Annotated in this window: 19 protein-coding genes; 10 read left to right on the top strand and 9 right to left on the bottom strand. The window is 67.5% G+C overall.

What is annotated here, in order from left to right; all coding sequences use genetic code 11:
* Window positions 1-247 precede the first annotated feature (247 nt).
* Both IFT55_RS04910 and IFT55_RS04905 read right to left on the bottom strand, forming a co-directional pair.
* Window positions 248-2,038, bottom strand: coding sequence for an IlvD/Edd family dehydratase (locus IFT55_RS04910; protein WP_192089517.1), 1,791 nt, complete (start codon window positions 2,036-2,038; stop codon window positions 248-250).
* A 14-nt stretch (window positions 2,039-2,052) separates the two neighbouring features.
* Window positions 2,053-3,189: an aldose epimerase family protein gene (locus IFT55_RS04905; RefSeq protein WP_249403559.1), complete on the bottom strand. Its 1,137-nt coding sequence runs from the start codon at window positions 3,187-3,189 to the stop codon at window positions 2,053-2,055.
* Window positions 3,190-3,305: 116 nt separating this feature from the next.
* Between IFT55_RS04905 and IFT55_RS04900 the strand changes: the two genes are divergently transcribed.
* Together IFT55_RS04900 and araD1 are read left to right on the top strand one after the other, a co-directional pair.
* Complete coding sequence (locus tag IFT55_RS04900) at window positions 3,306-4,625, top strand: sugar MFS transporter (RefSeq protein WP_192089515.1); 1,320 nt, start codon at window positions 3,306-3,308, stop codon at window positions 4,623-4,625.
* Window positions 4,626-4,635: 10 nt separating this feature from the next.
* On the top strand, window positions 4,636-5,622 hold the full coding sequence (gene araD1 / locus IFT55_RS04895) for an AraD1 family protein (protein WP_192089513.1): 987 nt from the start codon (window positions 4,636-4,638) through the stop codon (window positions 5,620-5,622).
* Window positions 5,623-5,659: 37 nt separating this feature from the next.
* Here the strand turns inward: araD1 and IFT55_RS04890 are convergent, their stop codons facing one another.
* Window positions 5,660-6,115: an NUDIX domain-containing protein gene (locus IFT55_RS04890; protein ID WP_192089511.1), complete on the bottom strand. Its 456-nt coding sequence runs from the start codon at window positions 6,113-6,115 to the stop codon at window positions 5,660-5,662.
* A gap of 140 nt (window positions 6,116-6,255) precedes the next feature.
* On the opposite strand from IFT55_RS04890, the gene IFT55_RS04885 reads away from it, so the two are divergent.
* Window positions 6,256-6,654 (top strand): HIRAN domain-containing protein, encoded by a 399-nt coding sequence (locus tag IFT55_RS04885; protein WP_192089510.1) that lies wholly within the window; start codon window positions 6,256-6,258, stop codon window positions 6,652-6,654.
* Window positions 6,655-7,036: 382 nt separating this feature from the next.
* Here IFT55_RS04885 and galA read toward each other — a convergent pair whose 3' ends face one another.
* Both galA and IFT55_RS04875 read right to left on the bottom strand, forming a co-directional pair.
* The gene (gene galA / locus IFT55_RS04880) at window positions 7,037-9,937 is read right to left on the bottom strand and encodes a beta-galactosidase GalA (protein WP_192089508.1); all 2,901 of its coding nucleotides are present in this window, start codon (window positions 9,935-9,937) and stop codon (window positions 7,037-7,039) included.
* Complete coding sequence (locus IFT55_RS04875; RefSeq protein WP_192089506.1) at window positions 9,934-10,686, bottom strand: copper homeostasis protein CutC; 753 nt, start codon at window positions 10,684-10,686, stop codon at window positions 9,934-9,936. The genes galA and IFT55_RS04875 overlap by 4 nt, the downstream gene beginning before the upstream one ends.
* Window positions 10,687-11,066: 380 nt before the next feature.
* On the opposite strand from IFT55_RS04875, the gene rplJ reads away from it, so the two are divergent.
* Window positions 11,067-11,582 carry a 50S ribosomal protein L10 gene (gene rplJ, locus IFT55_RS04870; RefSeq protein WP_192089746.1) on the top strand — a complete coding sequence of 172 codons (516 nt, stop codon included), beginning with the start codon at window positions 11,067-11,069 and terminating at the stop codon, window positions 11,580-11,582.
* A gap of 51 nt (window positions 11,583-11,633) precedes the next feature.
* A complete protein-coding gene (gene rplL / locus IFT55_RS04865; RefSeq protein ID WP_192089505.1) occupies window positions 11,634-12,011 on the top strand; it encodes a 50S ribosomal protein L7/L12 in 378 nt (125 codons plus the stop codon).
* Between the two features lie 439 nt (window positions 12,012-12,450).
* Here the strand turns inward: rplL and pepN are convergent, their stop codons facing one another.
* A complete protein-coding gene (gene pepN / locus IFT55_RS04860) occupies window positions 12,451-15,039 on the bottom strand; it encodes an aminopeptidase N (protein WP_192089504.1) in 2,589 nt (862 codons plus the stop codon).
* Between the two features lie 96 nt (window positions 15,040-15,135).
* On the opposite strand from pepN, the gene IFT55_RS04855 reads away from it, so the two are divergent.
* From IFT55_RS04855 to IFT55_RS04845, 3 genes are read left to right on the top strand one after another with little or no spacing between them, the layout of a single operon-like run.
* Window positions 15,136-16,791 carry a M20/M25/M40 family metallo-hydrolase gene (locus IFT55_RS04855; protein WP_192089503.1) on the top strand — a complete coding sequence of 552 codons (1,656 nt, stop codon included), beginning with the start codon at window positions 15,136-15,138 and terminating at the stop codon, window positions 16,789-16,791.
* Window positions 16,788-18,401: a M20/M25/M40 family metallo-hydrolase gene (locus tag IFT55_RS04850; protein ID WP_192089502.1), complete on the top strand. Its 1,614-nt coding sequence runs from the start codon at window positions 16,788-16,790 to the stop codon at window positions 18,399-18,401. Before IFT55_RS04855 ends, IFT55_RS04850 begins: the two co-directional genes overlap by 4 nt.
* Window positions 18,401-19,228, top strand: coding sequence for an NAD(P)-dependent oxidoreductase (locus IFT55_RS04845; protein ID WP_192089501.1), 828 nt, complete (start codon window positions 18,401-18,403; stop codon window positions 19,226-19,228). Before IFT55_RS04850 ends, IFT55_RS04845 begins: the two co-directional genes overlap by 1 nt.
* Here IFT55_RS04845 and IFT55_RS04840 read toward each other — a convergent pair.
* The 3 genes from IFT55_RS04840 to IFT55_RS04830 all read right to left on the bottom strand — a co-directional run bounded on the left by IFT55_RS04840 (window position 19,138) and on the right by IFT55_RS04830 (window position 23,284).
* Window positions 19,138-20,055, bottom strand: coding sequence for a DMT family transporter (locus IFT55_RS04840; protein ID WP_342029232.1), 918 nt, complete (start codon window positions 20,053-20,055; stop codon window positions 19,138-19,140). The genes IFT55_RS04845 and IFT55_RS04840 overlap by 91 nt on opposite strands.
* Window positions 20,052-21,053 carry a threonine aldolase family protein gene (locus IFT55_RS04835; protein WP_192089499.1) on the bottom strand — a complete coding sequence of 334 codons (1,002 nt, stop codon included), beginning with the start codon at window positions 21,051-21,053 and terminating at the stop codon, window positions 20,052-20,054. The genes IFT55_RS04840 and IFT55_RS04835 overlap by 4 nt, the downstream gene beginning before the upstream one ends.
* 80 nt (window positions 21,054-21,133) lie before the next feature.
* A complete protein-coding gene (locus tag IFT55_RS04830) occupies window positions 21,134-23,284 on the bottom strand; it encodes a transglycosylase domain-containing protein (protein ID WP_192089498.1) in 2,151 nt (716 codons plus the stop codon).
* 119 nt (window positions 23,285-23,403) lie between these two features.
* On the opposite strand from IFT55_RS04830, the gene IFT55_RS04825 reads away from it, so the two are divergent.
* Both IFT55_RS04825 and IFT55_RS04820 read left to right on the top strand, forming a co-directional pair.
* Window positions 23,404-23,769, top strand: a complete 366-nt coding sequence (locus IFT55_RS04825) for a DUF4440 domain-containing protein (protein WP_249403607.1) — start codon at window positions 23,404-23,406, stop codon at window positions 23,767-23,769.
* Complete coding sequence (locus IFT55_RS04820) at window positions 23,766-24,128, top strand: hypothetical protein (RefSeq protein WP_192089496.1); 363 nt, start codon at window positions 23,766-23,768, stop codon at window positions 24,126-24,128. The genes IFT55_RS04825 and IFT55_RS04820 overlap by 4 nt, the downstream gene beginning before the upstream one ends.
* The last annotated feature ends 8 nt before the right edge of the window (window positions 24,129-24,136 follow it).

Here is a 24,136-nt window from a genome sequence, read left to right as displayed (position 1 = left end):
CCTGCGCTGGGGCGACGTGTCGTTGGAGGCTCGCCAGCGACTGGCGTTGCGTATGTCTTTGATTGTTGGCGCGGGCAGCGTGCAGAGGGACCGGTCGCGGGTCGATCGTACTTGCCGTCGGTATCGGTGCCCGGTGCCTCGACCCGCTCGGCCGAGCATGTCGTGCGATCCCGGCGGATGGCGGAACGGTGCTTTGCGACGGCACGATGGCGGAGGACGTCCCCCGCCACCGTGCCGGACCGGATCGTCAGTGGTTGTCGCGTGGCAGTCCCTGTGTCTGGGCGATCCGCTGGAACTGTTCCGCGCCTTCGAGGATCGCGCCTGTCGCCATCTGTCCGACGACCGCGCGTTGCAGCACCTGCCACGGCGTCTGCGATGCCGGATACTGATACCCGCCGGCCGCTTCGAGCGCGCGGCGGCGTTCGGCTAGATCCTCATCGGACAACAGCACGTCGGCCGTGCCCTTGCCCAGATCGATCCGCACCCGGTCGCCGGTCCTGAGCAGCGCCAGACCGCCGCCTGCCGCCGCTTCGGGCGACGCGTTGAGGATCGAGGGCGATCCGCTGGTTCCCGACTGACGGCCATCGCCGATGCACGGCAGCGCGTGGACGCCTTCGGTGATGAGATAGGCCGGCGGGCGCATGTTCACGACCTCCGCCGCGCCGGGATAGCCGATCGGCCCCGCGCCGCGCATGAACATCAGCGTTTCGGGGGTGATGCCCAGCGACGGATCGTCGATCCGGTGATGGTAATCCTCCGGCCCGTCGAACACGACCGCCGGCCCTTCGAACGCTTCGGGATCGGCGGGGTTGGACAGATAGCGTTCGCGGAATTCGGGGCCGATGACGCTGGTCTTCATCACCGCCGCGTCGAACAGGTTGCCCTTGAGCACGATGAAGCCGGCGTCGGTCTTGAGCGGCTGGTCGAACGGGCGGATGACCTTTTCATCCTCGATCACCGTCGTCCGGCAATTCTCGCCGATCGTCCTGCCGTTCACGGTCAGCGCGTCCTCGGCGATCATGCCCTGTGCCATCAACTGGTTCACCACCGCCGGGACACCGCCCGCGCGATAGAAATCCTCGCCCAGATATTCGCCCGCCGGTTGCAGGTTCACCAGCAACGGCACCTTGTGACCCTGTTCCTGCCAATCCTCGATCGGCAGGTCGACGCCGATATGGCGCGCGATCGCGGCCAGATGGATCGGCGCGTTGGTCGATCCGCCGATCGCCGAATTGACCTTGATCGCGTTGTGGAACGCGTCCCTAGTGAGGATGTCCGAAGGTTTCAGATCCTCGCGCACCATGTCGACGATGCGCTTGCCGGTGCGCCATGCGATCTCCTGCCGATCGCGATATGGCGCGGGGATCGCGGCCGATCCGGGCAACTGCATGCCCAGCGCCTCGGCCAGCGAGTTCATCGTGGTCGCGGTGCCCATGGTGTTGCAATAGCCGGTCGACGGCGCGGAGGACGAAACGAGGCGGATGAACTCCTTCTCGTCGATCTCGCCCGCCGCCAGCAACTGGCGCGCCTTCCACACGATCGTGCCCGATCCGGTGCGCTCGCCCTTGTGCCAGCCGTTGAGCATCGGTCCGACCGACAGCGCGATGGCGGGCAGATTGACCGTCGCGGCGGCCATCAGGCACGCCGGCGTCGTCTTGTCGCAGCCGATCGTCAGCACCACCCCGTCGAGCGGATAGCCGTACAGCACCTCGACCAGCCCCAGATAGGCAAGGTTGCGGTCGAGGCCGGCCGTCGGACGCTTGCCGGTTTCCTGAATCGGATGGACCGGGAATTCCAGCACGATGCCGCCCGCTTCGCGAATCCCTTCGCGCAGCCGTTCGGCAAGGACCAGATGATGGCGGTTGCACGGCGACAGGTCGCTGCCGGTCTGGGCGATGCCGATGATCGGCTTGCCGGACTGCAATTCTTCCTGCGACAGACCGAAGTTCAGATAACGCTCGATATACAGCGCGGTCATGTCGATATTGTCGGGGTTGTCGAACCATGCGCGGCTGCGCAGCGGGGGAAAATCGGTCATCACAGGCTTTCGGATCAGCGGGTCGTGGACAGGCGATAGATCATGACGTGCCGGTACGGCTTGCCCGGATCGACACGCGCGGTGGCGAAGGACGGCTGGTTGGGCGCGTCGGGAAACTTCTGTGGCTCCAGTGCGATACCATCACCCATCCGGTACAGATGTCCCTGCTTGCCGACATAGGTGCCGTCGAGGAAGTTGCCGGTATAGAACTGGATACCCGGTTCGGTCGAGAGGACTTCCAGCACGCGGCCGGTCGCCCCGTCCTCCAGCCGGGCGGCCAGTTGCGGCGTCGCGGTCAGCCCCTTGTCGAGCGCGAAATTATGGTCGTACCCCTGACCGAAGCGAATCTGCTGGTCGCGCCCGTCGCGGATGCCGGCATCGATCAGCCGCGCGCGGCGGAAGTCGAAGACCGTGCCGTCGACCGGGCGAAGCTCGCCGGTCGGGATCAGCTTGTCGTTCACCGGCGTGTAGGCGCGGGCGGGGACGGTCAGCCGGTGCTGCGCGGTGCCGCCCGGCGCGCCTTCGCCGGCAAGGTTGAAGATCGCATGGTTGGTCATGTTGACGATCGTCGGCTTGTCGGTCGCCGCGTCGAACGCGATCGTCAGGCTGCCGGCGTCGTCCAGCGAATAGGTCACGCTGGTCTGGAGCGTGCCGGGATAGCCCTGATCGCCATCGGGGCTGGTCAGCGCCAGTTTCACGCTCGCGCTACGGCCCGATCCGACCGACACGACCCGCCACACGCGCTTGTCGAAGCCGGCGGTGCCGCCGTGCAGCGAATTGGTCTTGTCGTTCTGCGTCAGCTGATAGGATTTGCCGTCGAGCGTGAATCGTCCGCCCGCGACGCGGTTGGCATAGCGGCCGACGGTGACGCCGAAATAGTTCGGCACCGATTCATACTGCGCGACGTCGTCATAGCCCAGCACGACGTCCGCCCGTTTGCCGGCGCGATCGGGAGCGACCAATGATTGCAGCGTCGCGCCATAGGTCAGGATGCGCGCCGACACGCCCTTCGCATTCGACAGGGTGATCGCCTCGATCGCGGTGCCGTCCTTCAGCCGGCCCGCCGCCTCGCGCTTCGCATCGGCGGCCTGCGCCGCGCTCGCCGTCATCGCGACGATCGTCATCGCCATGCCCAATCGTATCATCGTCATCCTCCGCCGCTGGCACCGTTGACGCACCGTGCAGCGCCATATAGTCAGACAAAAACGGATAGGGCAAGCGATGCGACGGGGCAACCGTCGCGCCGGCCCGCACAGGAGGACGAGGGATGCCGGCACCGATCACTTCCACCACGCGGGCACATGCCGCGTCGCCGCCGGGGGCCAGCTATGGTGCGGCGCTGACGCTGCTGAGCAGCCTGTTCTTCATGTGGGGGTTCATCACCGTCATCAACGGCACGCTGCTGCCGCATCTGCGCAGCGTGTTCGAGCTGAGCTACTTCCAGACGACGCTGATCGAAAGCGTGTGGTTCATCGCCTATTTCTTCGCGTCGATCCCGTCCGCCAAGCTGATCGAGCGCGTCGGATATCAGCGCGCGATGGTGATCGGGCTGGCGATGATGGCCGGCGGCGCGCTGCTGATGGTGCCCGCCGCGAAGATCCCGTCGTACGGCGTCACGCTGTTCGCACTGTTCGTCATCGCCAGCGGCATCACCTTGTTACAGGTCGCGGCCAACCCCTATGTCGCGGTCGTTGGCAGCCCCGAAACGGCATCGTCGCGACTGAACCTCGTACAGGCGTTCAATTCGGCGGGCGCGACGCTGGCACCGTTGTTCGGCGGCTATCTGATCCTTGGTCGCACCACGTCGGGGACGGCGGCGGCGGGGGTCACGCTGACCCCGGCCGAACGGCTGGCCGATGCCCAGTCGGTGGTGCTGCCCTATCTGATCGTCGCGGCGGTGCTGGCGGTGCTGGCGATCGTCATCGCCCGCTTCCCGCTGCCCGCCATGGGCGCCGCGACGCAGCGTTCGGCCAAGGCGGACCGCAAGGGCCATTCGCTGTGGGCGCATCGCAACCTCGTCCTCGGCATCCCGGCCATCTTCATCTATCTGATTGCCGAGATCGGCGTCGGTAACCTGTTCATCAACTTCGTGTCGCAGCCTGACATCGGCAACCTGACGCATCAGCAGGCGTCGAACTATCTGTTCCTGCTGTGGGGCGGGATGATGGTCGGCCGGCTGGTCGGTGCGTTCGCGATGCAGAAGATGGACGCCGGCCACGCACTGGCGATCGCCAGCGTCGGCGCGTTCGTCGTGATGATCGTCGCGACCTTCGCCACCGGGCAAGCGGCGATGTGGGCGCTGATCGCCGTCGGGCTGTTCCATTCGATCATGTTCCCGACGATCTTCACACTGGGGATCAAGGGGCTTGGCCCGTTGACCGAGGAAGGGTCGGGGCTGCTAATCATGGCGATCGCGGGCGGCGCGCTGGTCGCGGTGCAGGGCGTGCTGGCCGACGCCTATGGCCTGCAATGGTCGTTCCTGCTGACCGCCGTCTGCGAACTGTACATCCTGTTCTACGCGCTGTGGGGTTCGAAGGTGACGAACCCGATCGCCGACGTTCCCACCGACACCGACGTCTTCAAGTAAAGGAAATCCGATGACCCTGCGCCTGTTGCAGCGCGTCGCCCCGTCGCGCGCGGTTATCGCCGCGACCGATGCGGCCGCCCATATCGTCCCCGGCAGCGATACCGTGCGTGCGCTGGCGCTTGCCGCGATCGAAGCGGGCCGTTCGCTCGCCGACGAGGTCGCGGCGCGCGGGCAGGGCGAGGCGGTCGATATCGCCGCGCTGTTCGATGCGGGCGTGATCGGATCGCCGATCGATCATGAAGACCCGGCGCATGTCGTGATGACCGGCACCGGGCTGACGCATCTCGGTTCCGCCGAGGGGCGCGACAAGATGCACCGCGCGGCGGCCGAGGCGGCGACGCAGACCGATTCGATGCGGATGTTCCTTGAGGGGGTCGAGGGCGGCAAGCCCGCTGCGGGCGAGGTCGGGCAGCAGCCCGAATGGTTCTACAAAGGCGATGGCGGTCAGCTCGTCGCGCCCGGCGGCGACTTTGCCATGCCGGCCTTTGCGCAGGACGGCGGCGAGGAACCGGAACTGGCGGGCATCTACCTGATTGGTCCCGACGGCACGCCGCACCGTATCGGGCTGTGCCTGGCCAACGAGTTTTCGGACCATGTCACCGAACGCCATAATTACCTATGGCTTGCGCATTCCAAGCTGCGGCAGGCGTCGATCGGCCCCGAACTGCTGGTCGGTCCGCCGCCGTCGCATATCGAAGGGACCAGCCGCATCGTCCGCGACGGCGCGACGTTGTGGGAAAAGCCGTTCCTGTCAGGTGAGGCGAACATGTCGCACAGCCTGTCCAACCTCGAACACCATCATTTCAAATACGCGCTGTTCCGCCGGCCGGGCGATATCCACATCCATTTCTTTGGCACGGCGACGCTGTCGTTCTCCGACGGCGTTCGGACCGAGATCGGCGACACGTTCGAGATCGAGGCGGCACCGTTCACGCTGCCGCTGCGCAACGGGCTGACCCGCGCCGCCGCCGAGGACGTCACCGTCCGGGCGCTGTGACGCGACCGCTCCCCGGTGCGAACCGGGGAGCGAGACGTCATTCCAACAGCGGTTCGATCCGATCGAGCAGCGGCAACTGGCTTTTCAGCATCATCGCGCGCGCTTCTGCGACCGGCATCCAGCGGGCGGCATCGACTTCGGGATAGTTGCGCACGCGTCCGCTGCGCGGCGGCCATTCGAGTTCGAAGGTCATGCTGGTGATCGCGGCGGTGTCGACATCCTGTTCGGCGGCGAAGGCGGACACCGCCTTGCCGCCCGACTGTCGCACCGTGCCCAGCGGGACCAGCGGCGCGGACACGGTGACGCCCAGCTCTTCCGCCACCTCGCGCAGTGCGGCGGCCTCTACCGCTTCGTCCTGTTCGACATGGCCCTTGGGGATCTGCCACGCGCCTTCCTGTCGCTTGGCCCAGAACGGTCCCCCCGGATGGACCAGCAGCACGGCAGGCGACGGCGTTCGGCGATAGAGCAGGATTCCCGCGCTGTGTTGCGGCATGGTGGCGACCCCTTGTCGGGCGCTCGTCGTCGCCCCTGTTGATGGGGAGACGCTGCCGACCCATGTTGCGTTCCACCGATGCCGCAACTCGCCCCTTTCGTCGCCCGTACCGGACCGACCACGATGCCGGGAGCCACGCAATGCGCGAGATGAGCCTGCACGTCGTCGGGGCGGATCATCCCAATCGCGACGGCGGCAATCGTCGGTTCGAGATATTGTTGTGCCGTCCGGGCGAGCTGGTGACGCTGTCGCCCGAGCCACGCAACCCGGTCGATCCCAATGCGGTGCGTGTATTCAGCGTGCGCGGCGTGCAGATCGGGTATCTGACGGCCGACCGCGCAGCATGGATCGCGGCGATGCTGCGCGGCGGACGCGAGGTGACGGCGATCTTTCAACAGGCGACGCCAGCGGGCGCGGCGGTGCGGATCGCGCTGGACGGCACGGTGCCGCGACTGCCCGCATTGCCGGAGACCACGGGTGCTGCGGACGCGGATGCAGACGCGGGTTTCTGGCCGGATGAGGTGCCGCCCGACGATTGAGGCGGCTGGTGATCCGTCCGCCACGCATACGGCGCAAACGTAGGTGGGGACAGCACCGGGTCGGATCGACATTGGTTGAACAATCGGCCGCATGCCGTCACCCCGGACCTGTGCCGGGGTCCACCTGACCGCGAGCGATGCGGAAAGAGACTCGACCGCCTACGATTGCCGCACGGTGGACCCCGGAACAGGTCCGGGGTGACAGTCTTCAAGGCAGCCGAGGCACCGCATCACACCGGATGTCGGCACGACGCTTCCAATCCGCATTCCGCCCTTCCGCCAGCCGTGCCGCCCGTTCAGCCTGTGCGGTTCGACGCCCGGTCACGCCGGATCGGCCTTGGAGCCTGCACCTGATACCGCCCGCAGGCAGGCGGAGCAGGCGCTATTCCCGCGCGGCTACCCGTACGGTGCCGGTGATGCCCGATCGCTGGCCTGCCGCCGCCTCGACCAGTACCGCAACCGCCTTCGCACCCGCCGGGATCGGCGCGGTCAGCGTTCCCGCCGCCTCGCCGTTCTTCGTCGCGACGGGTTTGCCGTCGATATAGACCGTCGCGCGTCCCTCGATACTGGCAAACGCGATCGTACCGCCTTCGGCGACGATGCGGCGGCGGACCGGCAATGGCGCGCGATACAGGCGGAACGAGCGTGCCGGTTCGGGTGGGGTGGCGACGCCGCTGCGGCTGAACGCCCAGCTGTTGTTGTCGCCGTCCGACGGCGCGAGCGTGGGATCGGGTGCGGCCGGGAAGGCGGGGGAGCGTCGCCAGCCGGTGACGAACGAGCCGCCCGGCGTCGCCGCTACCCGTGGGCGTGGAGCCGCGGCGGTGCGATCGATCGTCAGCCGTGCGGGCCGCAGCCCGTCCGCCGTCGCGGTTACGCTGACGCGCCCACGGCCTTCCCCGGCCTGCAACAGCATCTGCGCAAGGCCGTTGAACAGCGACCGTTGCGGGGCCTTTTCGCTTTCGTGGCTGTTGGGATCGCCGTTGCCGACGCCGATCAGCGTCGCACCGTCGACCGTGAAGCGCGCCATGCGGTTTTCGGTCGGGACGTGCCGCCCCTTCGCATCGACGGCGTCGATCGTCACCGGCACCACATCCTCGCCATCGCCCAGCATCGCGGTGCGTGCGGGGGTCAGGCGCAGCGCGACCGGCGGTCCCGCCGTTTCGTGCGTTGCGCGCGCCACTTCCCGCCCGCCGCGCAGCGCCACCGCTTCGAGGCGGCCGGGCGCGTAGGGCAGGGTGAAGGCGTTGCCCATGATCCGGTCGACCGCCTGTTCGCCGATCATCCGCCCGTTCAGCACGATGCGGACGCGTTCGGCATTGCTGGTCACCAGCAGCTCGATCGGTTGTCCCTCACGGCCCGGCCATGTCCAGTGCGGCGCGATGCCGACCACCGCCCGGTCGTCGATCCAGTGGGCGCGATGGATGTCGTACGCGGTCTTGGGAAAGCCGCACAGGTCGAGAATGCCGAAGAAGCTGGCGATGCTGGGCCATGTGAAGGGCGTGGGTTCGCCATGATAGTCGAAGCCGGTCCACACGAACCCGCCCGCCACGAACGGGCGTTTGGCGATTTCGGCCCACGCGTTGCGGTGGGTCGCGCCCCATGGCGCGGCTTCGGTATCCATCGACGACATGACGTTGCGTGCCCGGTCGGTCGCATAGGCGCCGCGCGTCATATAGGCGCTGGTATCTTCCGACGAACTGCTGGGCTTGGTCGGGTTCAGCGCATGGAACTTGTCATAGTCGCCCTGATAATAGTTGAACCCCATGACGTCGACGACGCTGGAGACGTTCTGCGGATCGTAGAACGATCCGTTCATCGCGGCGGTCACCGGGCGGCTGTCGTCCAGCGCATGGACGGCGGCAGACATGCGGCGGACCATTTCGACCCCCGCCTCGGTGCCCTGCATCGGTTCTTCGTTGAACACCGACCACACGATGATGCTGGGATGGTTGCGGTGGCTGCGCACAAGCCATTCTAGCTGCGCCATGTTTTCGGGCGCGGGGTTGAATATACGGTTCTCGTCCATGACGACAAACCCCATCCGATCACAAAGCTGATAGAATTCAGCGGCCTGCGCGTTGTGCGAACACCGGATCGCGTTGACGCCGGTGTCCTTCATCCGTTGCAGCCGCCACGCGAGCAACGCATCGGGCACCGCCACGCCGACCCCGGCATGATCCTGATGCAGGCACACGCCCTTCAGCTTCACCGCCGTTTCGTTCAGGAAGAAGCCGCGATCGGCGTCGAACCGGATCGTGCGGAAGCCGATGGCGATGCTGCGTTCATCGTCGCCGCCCGGCGCGGTGCTGACGACGCGGACGGTGTAGAGCGTCGGCGTTTCGATCGACCACAGGGCGGGACCGGCGATGTCGAGCGACAGTCGCGCGGTCGCTTCGCCCAGCGGGGCGAGCGTGGACTGGACCGATCCGGTCGCCACGATGCGCCCGGCGGGATCGAGCAGTTCCGCGCGCGTGGTGGCCGTCGCCGGTTCGCGCGCAATGCTTTCCAGCGACACCGTCACCAGTACGCGCCAGCGACCATCGTCGCCTCGGCGCGGATCGCAATGCACGCCGTCGGTCGCGATCGAGACCGGCGCGCGCTTCGCGAGCCAGACATGGCGGTACAGGCCGGCGCCCTCGTACCACCATCCCTCCATCTGCGTCGCATCGACGCGGACGACGATGACGTTCAGTTCGTCGCCGAACCGCGCGAACGGCGTCAGGTCGACCGATACGGCATTGTAGCCGGAGAAGTTGCGCGCCGCGACGCTGCCGTTGATCCAGATCGTCGCAGCGGTGGCGATGGCACCGAAATGCAGTTCCAGCCGCTTGCCGCGATCGGCGGGGTCGAGGCGCAGCGTCCGGCGATACCAGCCGATGCCACGTGGACGATAGCCCTGCGATACGTTGGCCGTTTCGACGAAGGGCTGTGCCGATGCCCAGTCGTGCGGCAGCGTGACCGATGCCCAGTCGCTGTCGTCATATTCCATCGCCGCCGCGCCGCGCGCATTGCCGGCCTTGGCATTCAGATAGGTCGCTTCGTGCGTCAGCGGCGGCGGCGTTTCGATATCGCCGTCGTGGAACAGCCAGCCGTGCGACAGCAACAGCCGCGAAGGGTCTTCGACCGGCAGCCGATCGGGCAGGCCACCACGCGGGGCAAGGCCATCGGGGAGGCCCGCCGGCGCGGCGCCACGCGGGGCACTCCATGCCGGGGCGGGCAGGGCGGCCACCGCCAACGTTCCTGCGGTTCCGCTCAACAAACCGCGCCGGCCGATCGTCGTCATGCCGCTTCTCCCGTGTCGTAAAGGTCGATGGCGGTGCGCAACGCGCGCACGGTCGCCGGATCGGTGCGGGCAAGCCCGGCACCGGCAAAGCCAAGGTCGCGCACCCGCGCGTCGCGTTCCGCGATCGGGGCGCCGGCCGATGCATGGATCTCACCCGCCCCGGTCGCGGTCAGGATCGCGGCGGCATTGGTGGGGCGCACGCCCGATCCGGGCAGGATCGCGATCCGCCCCGCCGCATGCCGGACCATCGCGCGGATCACATCCGCCCCATCCGCCGCCTTCACCGCGCCGCCCGACGTCAGGATGCGTGCGAAACCCAGCGCCACCGCCGGATCGATCGCCGCGGCCGGATCGGGCAACAGATCGACCGCGCGGTGCAGCGTCCGGTCGACGGAAGTGGGCAGCGTGGCGGTCCATGCCGACAGCACATCGAGGTCGAGCGCGCCATCCCGCACCGCGCCGAAGACGAGGCCATCGACCCCGGCGGCGATCAGCGCGCGGGCATCGGCGATCGCGGTATCGAGTTCGCCCGCGTCATAGGCAAAGTCGCCGGCGCGGGGCCGCACCATCGCATGGACCTTCAGCCCCGCCGCCTGGGCACGTGGCACGACCAGCGCGACCAGCCCCGGCGACGGCGTAAGGCCACCGACCGACAGCGCGCCGCACAGTTCGATCCGGTCCGCGCCACCCGCGATCGCAGCGTCGCATCCGGCAATAGTGTCGATGCAGATTTCGAGTGTCGTCCGCATCTTGCCCGTCCCTTGGTTTATCGGACTAATGAAGCGCGGGCGCGACAGGTCAACCCTCTTCGCGCGATTGACTCTCGCGGCAATTCCCCCTAAGCGCGCGGCCAAGCGTCGTGCCCGGTTCGCCGGCATGCGACGTCCGTCCGAGACAGCAGGTGCGGGTTTCCCGCTTAATGTCCTGCCGAGACGGGGAATGCGTTCATCGCCCGATCGTGCCGAGGCACGTCCGGGTCAGCCAACGACCGCGATACCGCCCGGCGGATCGCGCCGCCGTAGCGACCATGCCCCATCACGGACCTTCGCCCCGCCCCCGCGACAGCGGCGGGCGGATTTCATGCGGGCGCGTGCCGGGTTCGGCGTGCGCCCTGGTTAAGGAGAACGGCATGGATCGCACTCAGAAGAGTGAAGCCGTCGCCGAGCTGAACCGCACCTTCAACGAGGTCGGCGTGGTGGTAGTCACCCGCAACCTCGGCATGTCCGTCGCGCAATCGACGAACCTGCGCAACAAGATGCGCGAAGCCGGCGCGAGCTACAAGGTCTCGAAGAACCGTCTTGCCCGGATCGCAGCCGAAGGAACGCCGTACGCGGTCGTTTCCGACCTGCTGACCGGCCCGACGGCGCTGGCCACGTCGACCGATCCCGTCGCTGCGGCACGGGTCATCAACGACTTCGCCAAGACGAACGACAAGATCGAGATCGTCGGCGGCGCAATGGGCGGGCAGCTGCTCGACGCGGAAGGCATCAAGGCACTCGCCTCGCTGCCGTCGCTCGACGAACTGCGCGCGAAGATCGTCGGCCTCATCGTTGCCCCGGCAACGAAGCTGGCGACCATCACCCAAGCTCCCGCGGCGCAGATCGCCCGCGTGCTGTCGGCATATGCGGAGAAGGAAGCAGCCTGATCGCTGCCCTTCTTTCACGAACACAACCCATTCTGATTTACGGAGAATATCATGGCTGACCTCAACGCGCTCGTCGACCAGCTGAGCGAACTGACCGTCCTCGAAGCAGCCGAGCTGTCGAAGCTGCTCGAAGAGAAGTGGGGCGTTTCGGCTGCCGCTGCCGTTGCAGCAGCACCTGCCGCCGGCGGTGGCGCCGCTGCTCCGGCTGCTGAAGAGCAGACCGAATTCGACGTCATCCTGACCGGCGACGGCGGCAAGAAGATCAACGTCATTAAGGAAGTCCGTGCGATCACCGCGCTCGGCCTGACCGAAGCCAAGGCGCTGGTCGAAGGCGCTCCGAAGGCGGTCAAGGAAGGCGTGTCGAAGGACGAAGCCGCCAAGATCAAGGCACAGCTGGAAGCAGCCGGCGCGACCGTCGAAGTCAAGTAAGCCGCAGGTGGAGGTAGCGGACCAATGGTCCGCTACCTCCACCAAGGCCGGCCGGCGGGCGCATGGCCCGACTGACGTCGTGGGATTCATTCCCGTGACGGCACGCCAAGCGGAGGGGGCGGTCCAGCGATGGGCCGCCCCTTTTGCGTGTGCCGCAGGTGGGGCAGCGGACCGATGGTCCGCTACCTCCACCAAGGCCGGCCGGCGGGCCGCATGGCCCGACCGACGTCGTGGGATTCACTCCCATGACGGCACGCCAAGAAAGGGGAGCGGTCCAGCGATGGCCGCCCCTTTGCCTGGCGTGCGCGGCGTCTAAGCGTGATGATTGAAGATGTGACCGCGTATTACGCGTGCCGATCAACTTCGCTCAGTCGCACCCGGCACGAACGGCTGTACCTGCACTCACGCTATAGTCCCGCCATCCGGCAAGCCGTCTCACTCACGCCAGCGACTTGCCGACCTGTTCAAGCATATCCTTCGACAGGCCCGGCACAGACAGGATGCGTTCCAGCTCGGCACGCATCCGTTCGGCACGCGCCGCGTCGAACCGGCGCCAGCGGCCCAGTGGCGGAAGCATCTTGGCGGCGGTCTGTGGATTGATGCGATCGAGTGCGATCAACTGGTCGGCGAGGAAGCGATAGCCGGCACCGTCGACGCGGTGGAACGCACGCTGGTTCATGCTGAACGCGCCGACCAGCGCGCGGGCGCGATTGGGGTTGGCCAGCGTGAAATCGCGGTGACCGGACAGGTCGACGACCATGTCGAACGTGTCGTCCCGTGTCGATAAAGCCTGTGTTGTGAACCACTTATCAAGCACAAGCGGGTTGTGGTGGTAGCGGTTGTAGAAGATGTCCAGTGCGGCGATACGCTCATCGGCGTCCGAATTCACCAATGCCATCAACGCGCCCTGCCGATCGGTCATATTGTCGGCAGCGTCAAATTGCGCCCATGCGAGCGCGGCGGCGTCCACCGTGCCCGATGCGGCGATATAGCCGAGTGCGACGGTGCGGATGCGGCGCTTGCCCTTTGCATCGGGGGTGTAGTCGAACCGATCGGCGTACGCATCGGCATAGGCCCGTCGCCAGTCGCCCGCCAGCGCGTGGCCGATATCGGCGCGCAACGCTTCGCGCGCGGCGAAGATCGCCTGCGGATCGACCACCGCCATCTGGTCGCCGACGAAGCTGTCGGACGGGAGCAGCACCGCTTCGGCGACGAAGGCGCGGTCGAGCCGGTCGTCGCGCAGCGTGCCCGCCACCGCATCGACCACCGCGCGATGATCGCCGCGCCCGCTGGCGACCGAGGCGACCAGCGTGTCGAGCATCAGTTGCTGCATCGCTTCGTACCGGGCGAACGGATCGTCGTCATGCGCGCTGAGGAACGCCAGATCTGCCGAACTGCGGTCGGTTTCCACGATCACCGGCGCGGAAAAGCCGCGATTGATCGACAACACCGGTCGTTCGGTGACGGCTTCGAACGTGATCGACGCGCTGTCGTCGGACAGGAGCACGAGTTGTTCGTCGCTGACCGGCTGACCGGTTTCCGAACCGAACAGCTTGATCCGCAGCGGCAGGACCATCGGTTCCTTGTCGGGCTGGCCCGGCGTCGGCGGCATGGTCTGATGCAGCGACAGCGTGGCGCGACCGCCCCCGGCCTCGTGCGACAGGGTGGCGGACACGCGCGGCGTACCCGCCTGCGCATACCAGCGGCGAAAGGCGGTCAGGTCGATACCCGACGCATCCTCCATGCTCGCCACGAAATCCTCGCAGGTGGCGGCAGTGCCGTCGAACCGGTCGAAATACAGGTCGGTGCCGGCACGGAACGCCTGTGGTCCAAGGATCGTCGACAGCATGCGGACGACTTCCGCACCCTTGTTATAGATGGTCGCGGTGTAGAAGTTGCTGATTTCCTGATAGGCGTCGGGCCGGATCGAATGCGCCAGCGGGCCGGCATCCTCCGGGAATTGCGACGCGCGCAGCGAACGGACGTCCTCGATCCGCTTGACCGCCGGCGAACCCTGATCGGCCGAGAAGCCCTGATCGCGAAAGACGGTGAAGCCTTCCTTCAGCGACAGCTGGAACCAGTCGCGGCAGGTGATGCGGTTGCCCGACCAGTTGTGGAAATATTCGTGGGCGACGACCGCCGCGACCGCGTCGTAATCATAATCGGTGGCGGTATCGGGATCGGCGAGAATGTAGCGGCTGTTGAAGATGTTCAGCCCCTTGTTCTCCATCGCGCCAAAGTTGAAATCGTCGACGGCGACGATGTTGAACACGTCGAGATCATATTCGCGACCATAGACACGCTCGTCCCATGCCATCGCGGTCTTGAGCGCGTGCATCGCATGGTCGGTCTTGGCGAGGTCGGCGGGGCGGACCCAGATGCCCAGTTGCACTTCACGGCCCGATGCGGTGACGAAATGCGAGCGGTTGGCGACCAGATCGCCCGCGACCAGCGCGAACAGATAGGACGGCTTGGGAAACGGATCGTGCCATTCGGCCCAGTGCCGCCCGTCGTCCAGATCGCCCGATGCCATGGGATCGCCGTTCGACAGCAGGACCGGGAACCGCGCTTTGTCCGCCGTCATCCGCACGCGGTAGCGCGCCAGCACGTCGGGACGATCGGGGAAGAAGGTGATCCGGCGAAACCCTTCCGCCTCGCACTGGGTGCACAGATTGCCGCCCGAGGCATACAGTCCCATCAACTGGGTATTGGCCTGCGGTTCGATCACCACTTCGGTCGACACGTCATGGGCATCGCCGGGTAGGTCGATCAGCAGCGCGCCGTCCTCCAGCCGCCAGTCGTCGGTCATCCGTCCGTCGATCGCGACCGATGCCGGCGTCAGGCCGTCGCCGTCGAGGCGCAGCGGACCGTCGGCGGACCGAGTCACCGACAGGGTCGCGCACACCACGGTGCGGCGCGGATCGAGGTCGAAATCGAGCGCGACGTCGGTGACGGCCCACGAAGGTGCGCGATAGTCCGCACGCCGGATGACGGGGGGAACCGAGGGGGAACGCATCGCGTCAACCATATGCGTAACATCTTCCATTTGGCCGCTCGCCACGCGTTGCGCATGGTCGCGGCAGGCACTACGCCTTCCTCTATGGTCGCTTTTCGAAGGATTCCAATGTTCCGTCCAGTTTTGTCGGTCGCTCTCCTGTTCGGCACCAGCGCGATGGCGCAGCAGGTGCCGCCCGCGCCATCGGAAACGGCCCGCAATACCGAGGTCAACGCGCCGCTTCCCCCCGCACAGGCGGCGATGAAGGCGCATGTCATGTTCCTTGCCAGCGACGCGATGCGCGGGCGCGATGCGGGGTCGGCAGAGTTCGCCATCGCCGCGAATTACGTGGCGTCGCAATTCTATGCGGCGGGGCTGCGTCCGGCGGGCGACGAGGGCGGCTATCTGCAGAAAGTGCCGCTGATCGAAGTGCGGGCGGCGGACAAGGGTGCGGTGACGCTGGGCGGACAGGCGCTGACGTTCGGTGAAGAATATCTGCCCGGCATCAACCCGGCGGCGGCGGAAACGACGCTTCGCGGCAAGGTCGTCTATGTCGGCTATGGCGTGGTGTCGCCGACCGCGAAGCGCGACGATTATGCCGGGGTCGACGTGCGCGGCAAGATCGTCGCGGTCGTGCGCGGCGCGCCGTCCGGGCTGGACAGCGAGGAAGCGGCCCATTTCGGCGGGCTTGCGACCAAGGCGGCGATCGCGAAGGCGCGCGGTGCGATCGGCGTGATCGCGCTGCAGACTCCGGAAGGCGCGGCGCGGTTGCCGCTGTCGCAAATGGCCAGGAACTATGACAGCGCCAGCGTGAGCTGGGCCGAACCGGACGGAACCGGGCATGTGATGGGCGGCGGCGTGCCGGTAGTGGCGACGATCGGCGCGGCGGGCGCGGAGAAACTGTTCGCCGGATCGAGCACAAGCTGGGCCAAGGCGGCGACCGCGTTGTCAGGCAAGGGGCGGTTCCGCGCGGTCGCGTTGAAGCCCGACATGTCGGTGACCCTGAAGACCGCGATCAAGCCGCTGCCGAGCTTCAACGTCGCCGGCATCCTGCCGGGCAGCGACCCGACCGTCGCGGCGGAAACCGTCGTCCTGTCGGCGCATCTCGACCATGTCGGCGTCGGCAGCCCGAATGCGAAGGGCGACACGATCTATAACGGCGCGATGGACAATGCGGTCGGCATCGCATCGCTGATCGAGGAAGCGAAGAAGTTCAAGGCGTCGGGCAAGGCACCGCGCCGTTCGATCCTGTTCCTGGCGGTGACGGCGGAGGAAAAGGGGCTGGTCGGGTCCGATTACTTCGCGAACCATCCGACGATCGAAAAGGCGAACATGGTCGCCGACGTCAATCTCGACATGCCGATTATCACGTACAAGTTCACCGACGTGATCGCGTTCGGCGCGGCGCGGTCGACGCTGGGCGATATCGTCAAGCGCGCGGCGGGGGAGGCGGGTGCCAGCTTCTCGCCCGATCCGATGCCCGACATGGCGCTGTTCGTGCGATCGGATCATTACCGGTTCGTCCAGCAGGGCGTGCCGTCGGTGTTCCTGTGGCCGGGCACGGCGGGGCCGGGCAAGGCGGCGGTCGATGCGTTCTTCGCCAACAACTATCACAAGCCATCGGACGAGGTGGTGCAGGGACCGCCGATCGATTGGGAATCGGGCGAACGCTTCATCGACGTCAACTACCGTATCGCGCGGGAAATCGCCGACGCGGCGCAGCGGCCGGCATGGAACAAGGGCGATTTCTTCGGCACGCTGTACAAGGGATATGGCGCACGGTGAGCGCCTTTCGCCGGGCATGGCTGCCGCTGCCGATGCTGCTGACGATCGCGGTCCCGTCGGCCGCGCAATCGGTTGACGGGGCGGCCGAACGGCTGAAGGCAGATGTCGTCTTCCTCGCGTCCGACGCGATGAAGGGGCGTCAACTCGGTTCCGAGCAATATGCCGCCGCCGCGACGCATGTCGAACGCGCAATGGCGGCGGCGGGGCTGCGCCCGGCGGGCGAGGGCGGCGGCTGGACCCAGCCGGTCGGCGTCGTGCTGACGCAATCGACGGCGGGGCAGACGATGCGACTGACCCGTGGCGCGCGCACGTCGTCGCTGGCCTTCGGTCGGGACTGGACGCACAGTGCGCAGACACGCCCGGACGCGACGACCGTGTCGGCACCGGTCGTCTTTGCCGGGTTCGGGATCGTCGATCCCGTCAGCGGGCGAGACGATTTCGCCGGACTGGACGTGCGCGGCGCGATCGTCGCCGTGTTGGCCGGTGGGCCGGCGGCGCTGGACCCATCGCGCGCCGATTTCCTGCGCGACCGCGATTACCGTGCGCGCATGGCAGAGGCGCGGGGCGCGGTCGGCCTGATCGTCGTCGAAGGTGCGGCCGGCGAAGGGCGACCGTCGTTCGCGCGGGCGGCAAAACGTGCCGACGGGCTGGCAATCGGCTGGCGTACGCCCGACCGATCGGTTTGGTCGATCGAAGGTGCGCCGTATCTGGGATTTCTCAGCCGGCGCGGCGCGGCGCGGCTGTTCGCCGGATCGCCGGTCCAATGGAACAAGGTGCTGGCAGCCGATCGGGCGGGCGGCGCGATTCCCGGCGGGGCGCTGGGCGCAACGCTGGCGGTCGGCCTGCGCAACAAGGCGATCGAACTGCCGACGGTGAACGTCGTCGGTCGGCTGGACGGCAGCGACCCGACGTTGAAGGCCGAGCATGTCGTGCTGACCGCGCATCTGGACCACATCGCGGACGGCGGCGCGGTGAAGGGCGATGCGATCTATAACGGCGCGATGGACAATGCCGTGGGTGTCGCCGCGATGATGGAGGTCGCACGGCGGCTGAACGCCGGGCCGCGTCCCAAACGGTCGATCCTGTTCGTCGTCGTCGGCGCGGAAGAGGTCGGGCTGATCGGATCGGACTATTTCGCGCGCAACCCCACGGTGCCGCGCGGATCGATCGTGGCCGACGTCAATCTCGACATGCCGATCCTGACCTATCGGTTCGAGGACGTCGTTGCGATCGGCGCGGAGCGATCGAGCGTCGGCCCGGTCGTGGCGCGGGTGGCGAAGGCGCATGGCGTGGCGATGGTGCCCGACCCGATGCCCGAGGAGCATAATTTCGTCCGGTCGGACAATTACAGCTTCGTCCGACAGGGGATACCGGCGGTATCGCTGGAACTGGGGCCGGGCGGACCGGGGCTGGCGGCAACGAAGGCGTTTCTGAAGGATCATTATCACCAGCCATCGGACCAGCCCGAACTGATCGACTGGACGTCGGCGGTGCGCTTCGTGGCGATCAATACCGATATCGTGCGCGAACTGGCGGATGCGGCGGAGCGGCCACGGTGGAATTCGGGCGATTTTTTCGGGCTGGCCTATGGCGGGGCGGCCACGCGCTGATGCGGTTGCTGGTGTTCGGCATGGGCTATGCTGCGCGCGCGATCGAGCGGCGGCTGGTGCCGCATGGCTGGCGCGTAATGGGTACGACGCGCGACGGGCGCGACGATACGCTGTGCTTCGACGATGCCGATCGCGTGCGGTTCGAAGCGCGGCAGGCGACGGCGATCGTGTCGAGCGTGCCGCCCGGCGCGGACGGCGATCCGGTGCTCACGACCTATCGCGACGTGCTGGACCGTGCGACGCTAGGCTATCTGTCGTCCACGGGCGTGTATGGCGATGCCGGCGGTGGATGGGTCGACGAATCCGCGCCGCTGCTGGGACGACGTGAAACGCGCAACGCGGCGGATCTGGAATGGCTGGCGCTCGGTGCGCGGGTGTTCCGGTTGCCGGGCATCTACGGCCCGGGGCGGTCGGCGCTGGACAAGGTGGCGGCGGGTGACGCGCATCAGGTGGATCGGCCGGGACAGGTGTTCAGTCGGGTGCATGTCGACGACATCGCCGATGGGGTCGCACGCGGGTTGAACGCACCGGGCGGCGCGTACAACCTGTCCGACGATCTGCCCGCGCCGCAGAACGACGTCGTCGCCTATGCCGCCGAACTGCTGGGGATGCCGCCGCCGCCGTTCGTCGCGCTGGAAACGCTCAGCCCGATGGCACGGGCATTCTGGGCCGAGAACCGTCGCGTGGCGAACGGGCGGGCGAAGCGGGTGCTGGGGTGGCGACCCGCCTATCCCGATTACCGGTTGGGCCTGCGCGCCCTCAATGCCACCGCCAGTCCGGCCAGCGCCAGTGCGGCGCCGGCCCCGGCCAGCAACGACCAGCGATAGCCTTCGAACAGGGTCGACAGCAGCATCGCGATCACCGGCACCAGCACGCCGTTATACGCCGCCTTGGCCGGGCCGATCGTGCGGATCAGGCCGAAATACAGGGTGAACGCCACCGCCGACGCGACGATGCCCAGATAGAGCAGCCCGGCGACATAGCCGATGCGCCAGTCGAACACCGGCGCGCCGGTCGTCGCCAGCGCATAGCCCGCGTCGATCGCCGCGCCGATCAGCATCGCGGTGCCGAGCACCGGCACCATCGGATAGCGTTTGGCGATAGGGGTCGCCTGCATCACGTTGGCGACCGATGCGGACAGTACGCCCGCCAGCGCGAGGGCGAGGCCGATTAGCACCGCCGGTCCGGCTTCGGGATGGACGCGCGCCTCGTGCACGAACAGGAGCGCGACGCCCGCCAGCGCGATGGCCGATCCGACCAGCAGTTGCCGGCCCATCCGCTGGCCAAGGAAGACGCGCGCAAGGACGGCGTTGGGCACGACCAGCAACGCATACATCAACGCGACCAGCCCAGAGGTGACATGTTCCTCGGCCCGGTACACGAAGTTGAAGTTGAGGCAGAATTGCGCGAACCCCAGCGCAGCGGCGAAGGCCATCCCGCGTGCGTCCAGCCAAAGTCGGTCGCCGCGCCACGCCCCCCATGCAAGCATCGCGACGCCGCCGATCAGGAAGCGATAGGTCACCGACCATGACGGCGGGACGATGCCGAGTTGATCGCGGATCACGATCCACGTCGATCCCCAGATCAGCGTGACGATCCCGAACGGAATCAATACCGCCAGCGTGGCGGAACGTGGCGGCGGCAGGTCGCTCACAGTGCGGCGATCGCCTGCGCCAGCGGCTGCACGACGTCGGCATGTTGATCCCATGCGACCACCAGCCGCGCCTGTCCGGCCCCCCAGTCGTAGAAGTCGAACCCCTGCGCCCGTAGCGTCGCGGCCTCGGTCGCGGTGACGCGGAGGAACACCTCGTTCGCCTCGACCGGATGGACCAGCCGCGCGCCTGCCGCCTGCGCCAGCAGTTGCGCCCCGGCATTGGCGGTACGGGCGTTGGCCAGCCATACATCGTCGTCCAGCATCGCCAGCAGTTGCGCGGCAAGAAACCTCCCCTTCGACGCGAGCAGCCCGGCGCGCTTGCGGCGATACCGCGCGACCTTCGCCAGATCGGGGCGAAAGAACACCAGTGCCTCCGCCGACATGCCGCCATTCTTGATGAAGCCGAAGCTGAGCGCATCGACCCCGGCACGCCACGTCACCTCCGCCGGGGTGCAGCCCAAATGCGCGACGGCGTTGGCGAACCGCGCCCCGTCCATGTGCAGGCCAAGGCTGCGTGTCCTAGCGACAGCACCGATCGCGGCGACCTGATCCGGGGTATAGACGCGTCCGGCTTCGGTCGCCTGCGTGATAGATATCGCGTGCGGCTGCACCTGATGCACGTCGTCGCGAAGGGTTCCGAGGAACGCATCGATCGTGTCGGGCGACAGTTTCGCGCCTTCGCCGTCGATCAGCATCAGCTTGGCACCATGGGTATAGAATTCGGGCGCGCCGCCTTCGTCGTTCTGGATGTGCGCATCGCGGTGGCACACGATCCCGCCATGCGGCGGGCACATCGCGGCGAGCGCGATACAGTTGGCGGCGGTGCCAGACGGCATCCACAGCACCGCGACCTCGCAGCCGAACAATTCACCGAAGCGCGCGTCGAGCCGGGCGCTCAGCCGGTCGCCGCCATAGGCGGTATCCTGCGCATTGGCGGCGACGATCGCGTCGAGCACGGCGGGGCAGGCGGGGGCGGCGTTGTCGGAAAAGAAGCGCATGGCGGTGCATTGGGCGCACGCGCGAAGGCGGTCAACCGGGCGCGCGAGCGACAACTTCCCCGCCGCGTTCGGACCGGAGGCTATTGCTCCTCTTCGGGCGGGCGGCGGTCTTCGGGCGGCGGGGGTTCATCCTCGCGCCGGCGACCTTCGCGCGGGGCGAGGCGCACTTCGCCGTTGCGGTCGAGCGAGACGTCGAAGCCCGGACCCTCAACCGTCAGCGGTCCTTCGTCGGGGATGCCCAGCACCTCCTGTACCGCATCGATCGCATTGTCGATCGGTTCGGGCGGGGCGGCGACCGGTTCAGGTGCGCGCAGGTCGAGCGCGTTGCGCATGAAATCGCGCCAGATCCGCGCGGGCAGGCCACCGCCCGCCAGCCCCGGATTGGGCGTGTTGTCGTCATTGCCCAGCCACACGCCGGTCACGATCCCGCCGGCATAGCCGATGAACAATGCGTCGCGATTGTCCTGCGTCGTGCCGGTCTTGCCGAACGCATCGACCGGCAGATTGGCGGCGATGCCCGTTCCCTGCCGGATCGATGCCGCCAGCAGCGTACGCATCCCTTCCAGATCATGGCGCGACAGCGGATGACGGTTGGACCGCAGCCGGTCGAGCCAGCTGGGTTCGTCCTGTTCGGCCAGCCCGCGCGGCACGACCGGCGTTTCCCCGGCGGCGATCGCGGCATAGGCGCTGGTCAGTTCGAGCAACGATACGGTGGAGGTGCCGAGCGCGATCGATGCCTCGTTCGCGATCGGGGTCGAAATGCCCAGATCGCGTGCGGCACGGATGACGTTCTTGACGCCGACTTCCTTGGTCAGACGCGCGGCGGCGACGTTGCTCGATTTCTGGAAGGCGCGGGTCAGGCTGATCGCGCCGGCATAGCGGCCGTCGCTGTTCTTCGGGCTCCATTCGCCGATCGTCACCGGTTCGTCGAGCACCTGGCTATCGGGGTCGAGACCGGAGCGCAGCGCGGCCAGATAGACGAACAGTTTGAACGTCGAACCGGGCTGGCGCCGCGCCTGTACCGCGCGGTTGAACGGGCTGGTGCGATAATCCTTGCCGCCGACCATCGCGATCACCCGGCCGTCGGGACGCATCGCGACGATCGCGACCTGGGTTTGACGCAGTCCAGCGCCGCGTACGGCCCGTTCGGCGGCGCGCTGCATGCGCACTTCCAGTGTCGTCGTGACCTTGCGGTCCGCGCCGATGCCGCCCGCGCGGTCGCGCGCCTGCGGCAGGACCCAATCGGCGAAATAGGTGCCCGAGGGTAGCGTGCCATTGTCCTTCACGCGCAGCACGGCGGGCTTGACGCGATCGGCTTCCCGCGACGTCAGATACCCTGCCGCCTCCATCGCGCCGACGACGACCTGCTGCCGCGCGCGCGCACCCTTCAGGTTGCCGGTGGGCGCGAGGCGTGAGGGTGCCTTGACCAGTCCGGCCAGCATCGCCGCCTGCCCGACCGTCAGATCCTTTGGCGCACGGCTGAAATAATGATGCGCCGCTGCGTCCAGTCCATAGGCGTTGTCGCCGAAATAGGCGTTGGACAGATAGCGCGACAGGATCTCGTCCTTGGTCAGCCACGCTTCGAGCCAGAACGCGATCATCATCTCGCGCAGCTTGCGCGTCGCGGTCCGATCCGAATCGAGGAACGCGTTCTTGGCGAGCTGCTGCGTGATCGTGCTGGCCCCCTGCCGCACGCCGCCCGCCGCCGTGTTGGTCCACATCGCGCGGGCTATGCCGCGCGGATCGATGCCCCAATGGGTGCGGAACCGCCGGTCCTCGATCGCCATGAACGCTTCGGCGACATGCGCGGGCAATTTGGTCGCGTCGACCGGCTTGCCGATATTCGCGCCGCGTTCGGCGATCGGCTTGCCTTCCGCCGACAACAGGGTGATCGATGGCGGCGCGGGCGGTTCGAGCGATTTCGACAGCGGCGCGGTGAACGCCAGCCATGCGATGGCGATCACCAGCAGCACGATCAGCGCTGCCAGCCCGCGCAACGCCCAGCGCAGCCACCACCGGAACGGCTTTCGCCGGCGGGGCGTGGGGGGCGGGCCGTCGCCACTGTCGCCGGAACCGCCGGGCACCGAGCGGTCGTACTCCGCCAGTGCCTCGTCGAACTGCGCAAGGCGGCGGCGGCGTTCCAGCGCCTCTCCGCTCAGCGGCGTGGACAGCCGTCCGATCCGGCTGGGGTCGACGGGTCCGGCGGACGGGAACGGGGAGTCGTTGGCCATGATATCCGCCGTGTATTACCGGCGTAGAACAGCAGGTGCAAGCGCCTCACGGGAATACGCAGCGGACGGGAACCCACATCGCCCCCCGAACGCTGGGGCGCGACATGATTGGGAGAATGATGGTGGACGACGATCGTATCTGGAGCTTCGAGGAAAGCCTGTGGACCGCCGATGCCGCGCATTACGAAGAATCGGTCGACGACGAATGCCTGATGGTCCTGCCGACGCCGCCATTCGTGTTTACGGGGCAGCAGGCGATCGAAGCGGTCAAGGACACGCCGCGCTGGGATCGGGTCACGCTGTCCGACCGGCAGGTCGCCCGCCCGCAGGAAGGGCTGATCGTCGTAGCGTACAAGGCGGAAGCGCATAAGGGCGGCGAAGCATATCTGGCCTATTGCACGTCGACCTATCGCTGGATCGAACATGGCGTGTGGACGGTGGTCCAGCATCAGCAGACGCCGCCGCTGACGTCGAAGGGCGAATGATCAGGGTGCGGATCGGCGCGGCGGCCATGATGGCATGCCCGGTGCTGCTGTCCGCACCTGCTCTTGCGAATGACCTCGGTTCCGCTCCGCCCGCGATCGACTCGCGGGTGGAGCGGGTGGCGGTCGCGCCGCGGCGGTTGCCCGACCTTCGAGTGCAGCGACTGTTGCCGCAGATGCGGCGGAACCGGTCCCATCGGCTGTCCGGTGCGGCGACGGTAGTACCCGATGTGGATCGGCCGCTGCGTGCGCGGCTGCGCGGCGTGCCGCTATGGGAAAAGACCGGCGACGATGCTGCGTTCGCGCTGGGCGTGTCGCCGGTCGGCGGGCGGTTGATGGGCGCGCTGCGAATCGTCCGCTGACCGGCGTC

The sequence above is a fragment of the Sphingomonas sp. CFBP 13720 genome (genome assembly GCF_014842075.1).
In the GTDB taxonomy this organism is placed as follows: domain Bacteria; phylum Pseudomonadota; class Alphaproteobacteria; order Sphingomonadales; family Sphingomonadaceae; genus Sphingomonas.
Note: the sequence above shows the minus strand (reverse complement) of the source record. Positions and strands in the feature narration are given on the sequence as shown.

What these genes read in the sequence shown, in the direction of transcription:
- IFT55_RS04835 (WP_192089499.1), bottom strand. Translation starts at nt 21,053, where the DNA reads ATGCGCTTCTTTTCCGACAACGCCGCCCCCGCCTGCCCCGCCGTGCTC.
- araD1 (WP_192089513.1), top strand. Translation starts at nt 4,636, where the DNA reads ATGACCCTGCGCCTGTTGCAGCGCGTCGCCCCGTCGCGCGCGGTTATC.
- rplJ (WP_192089746.1), top strand. Translation starts at nt 11,067, where the DNA reads ATGGATCGCACTCAGAAGAGTGAAGCCGTCGCCGAGCTGAACCGCACC.
- IFT55_RS04910 (WP_192089517.1), bottom strand. Translation starts at nt 2,038, where the DNA reads ATGACCGATTTTCCCCCGCTGCGCAGCCGCGCATGGTTCGACAACCCC.
- IFT55_RS04885 (WP_192089510.1), top strand. Translation starts at nt 6,256, where the DNA reads ATGCGCGAGATGAGCCTGCACGTCGTCGGGGCGGATCATCCCAATCGC.
- IFT55_RS04875 (WP_192089506.1), bottom strand. Translation starts at nt 10,686, where the DNA reads ATGCGGACGACACTCGAAATCTGCATCGACACTATTGCCGGATGCGAC.
- IFT55_RS04890 (WP_192089511.1), bottom strand. Translation starts at nt 6,115, where the DNA reads ATGCCGCAACACAGCGCGGGAATCCTGCTCTATCGCCGAACGCCGTCG.
- pepN (WP_192089504.1), bottom strand. Translation starts at nt 15,039, where the DNA reads ATGGTTGACGCGATGCGTTCCCCCTCGGTTCCCCCCGTCATCCGGCGT.
- IFT55_RS04900 (WP_192089515.1), top strand. Translation starts at nt 3,306, where the DNA reads ATGCCGGCACCGATCACTTCCACCACGCGGGCACATGCCGCGTCGCCG.
- galA (WP_192089508.1), bottom strand. Translation starts at nt 9,937, where the DNA reads ATGACGACGATCGGCCGGCGCGGTTTGTTGAGCGGAACCGCAGGAACG.
- IFT55_RS04830 (WP_192089498.1), bottom strand. Translation starts at nt 23,284, where the DNA reads ATGGCCAACGACTCCCCGTTCCCGTCCGCCGGACCCGTCGACCCCAGC.
- IFT55_RS04820 (WP_192089496.1), top strand. Translation starts at nt 23,766, where the DNA reads ATGATCAGGGTGCGGATCGGCGCGGCGGCCATGATGGCATGCCCGGTG.
- IFT55_RS04845 (WP_192089501.1), top strand. Translation starts at nt 18,401, where the DNA reads ATGCGGTTGCTGGTGTTCGGCATGGGCTATGCTGCGCGCGCGATCGAG.
- IFT55_RS04825 (WP_249403607.1), top strand. Translation starts at nt 23,404, where the DNA reads ATGGTGGACGACGATCGTATCTGGAGCTTCGAGGAAAGCCTGTGGACC.
- rplL (WP_192089505.1), top strand. Translation starts at nt 11,634, where the DNA reads ATGGCTGACCTCAACGCGCTCGTCGACCAGCTGAGCGAACTGACCGTC.
- IFT55_RS04855 (WP_192089503.1), top strand. Translation starts at nt 15,136, where the DNA reads ATGTTCCGTCCAGTTTTGTCGGTCGCTCTCCTGTTCGGCACCAGCGCG.
- IFT55_RS04905 (WP_249403559.1), bottom strand. Translation starts at nt 3,189, where the DNA reads ATGACGATGATACGATTGGGCATGGCGATGACGATCGTCGCGATGACG.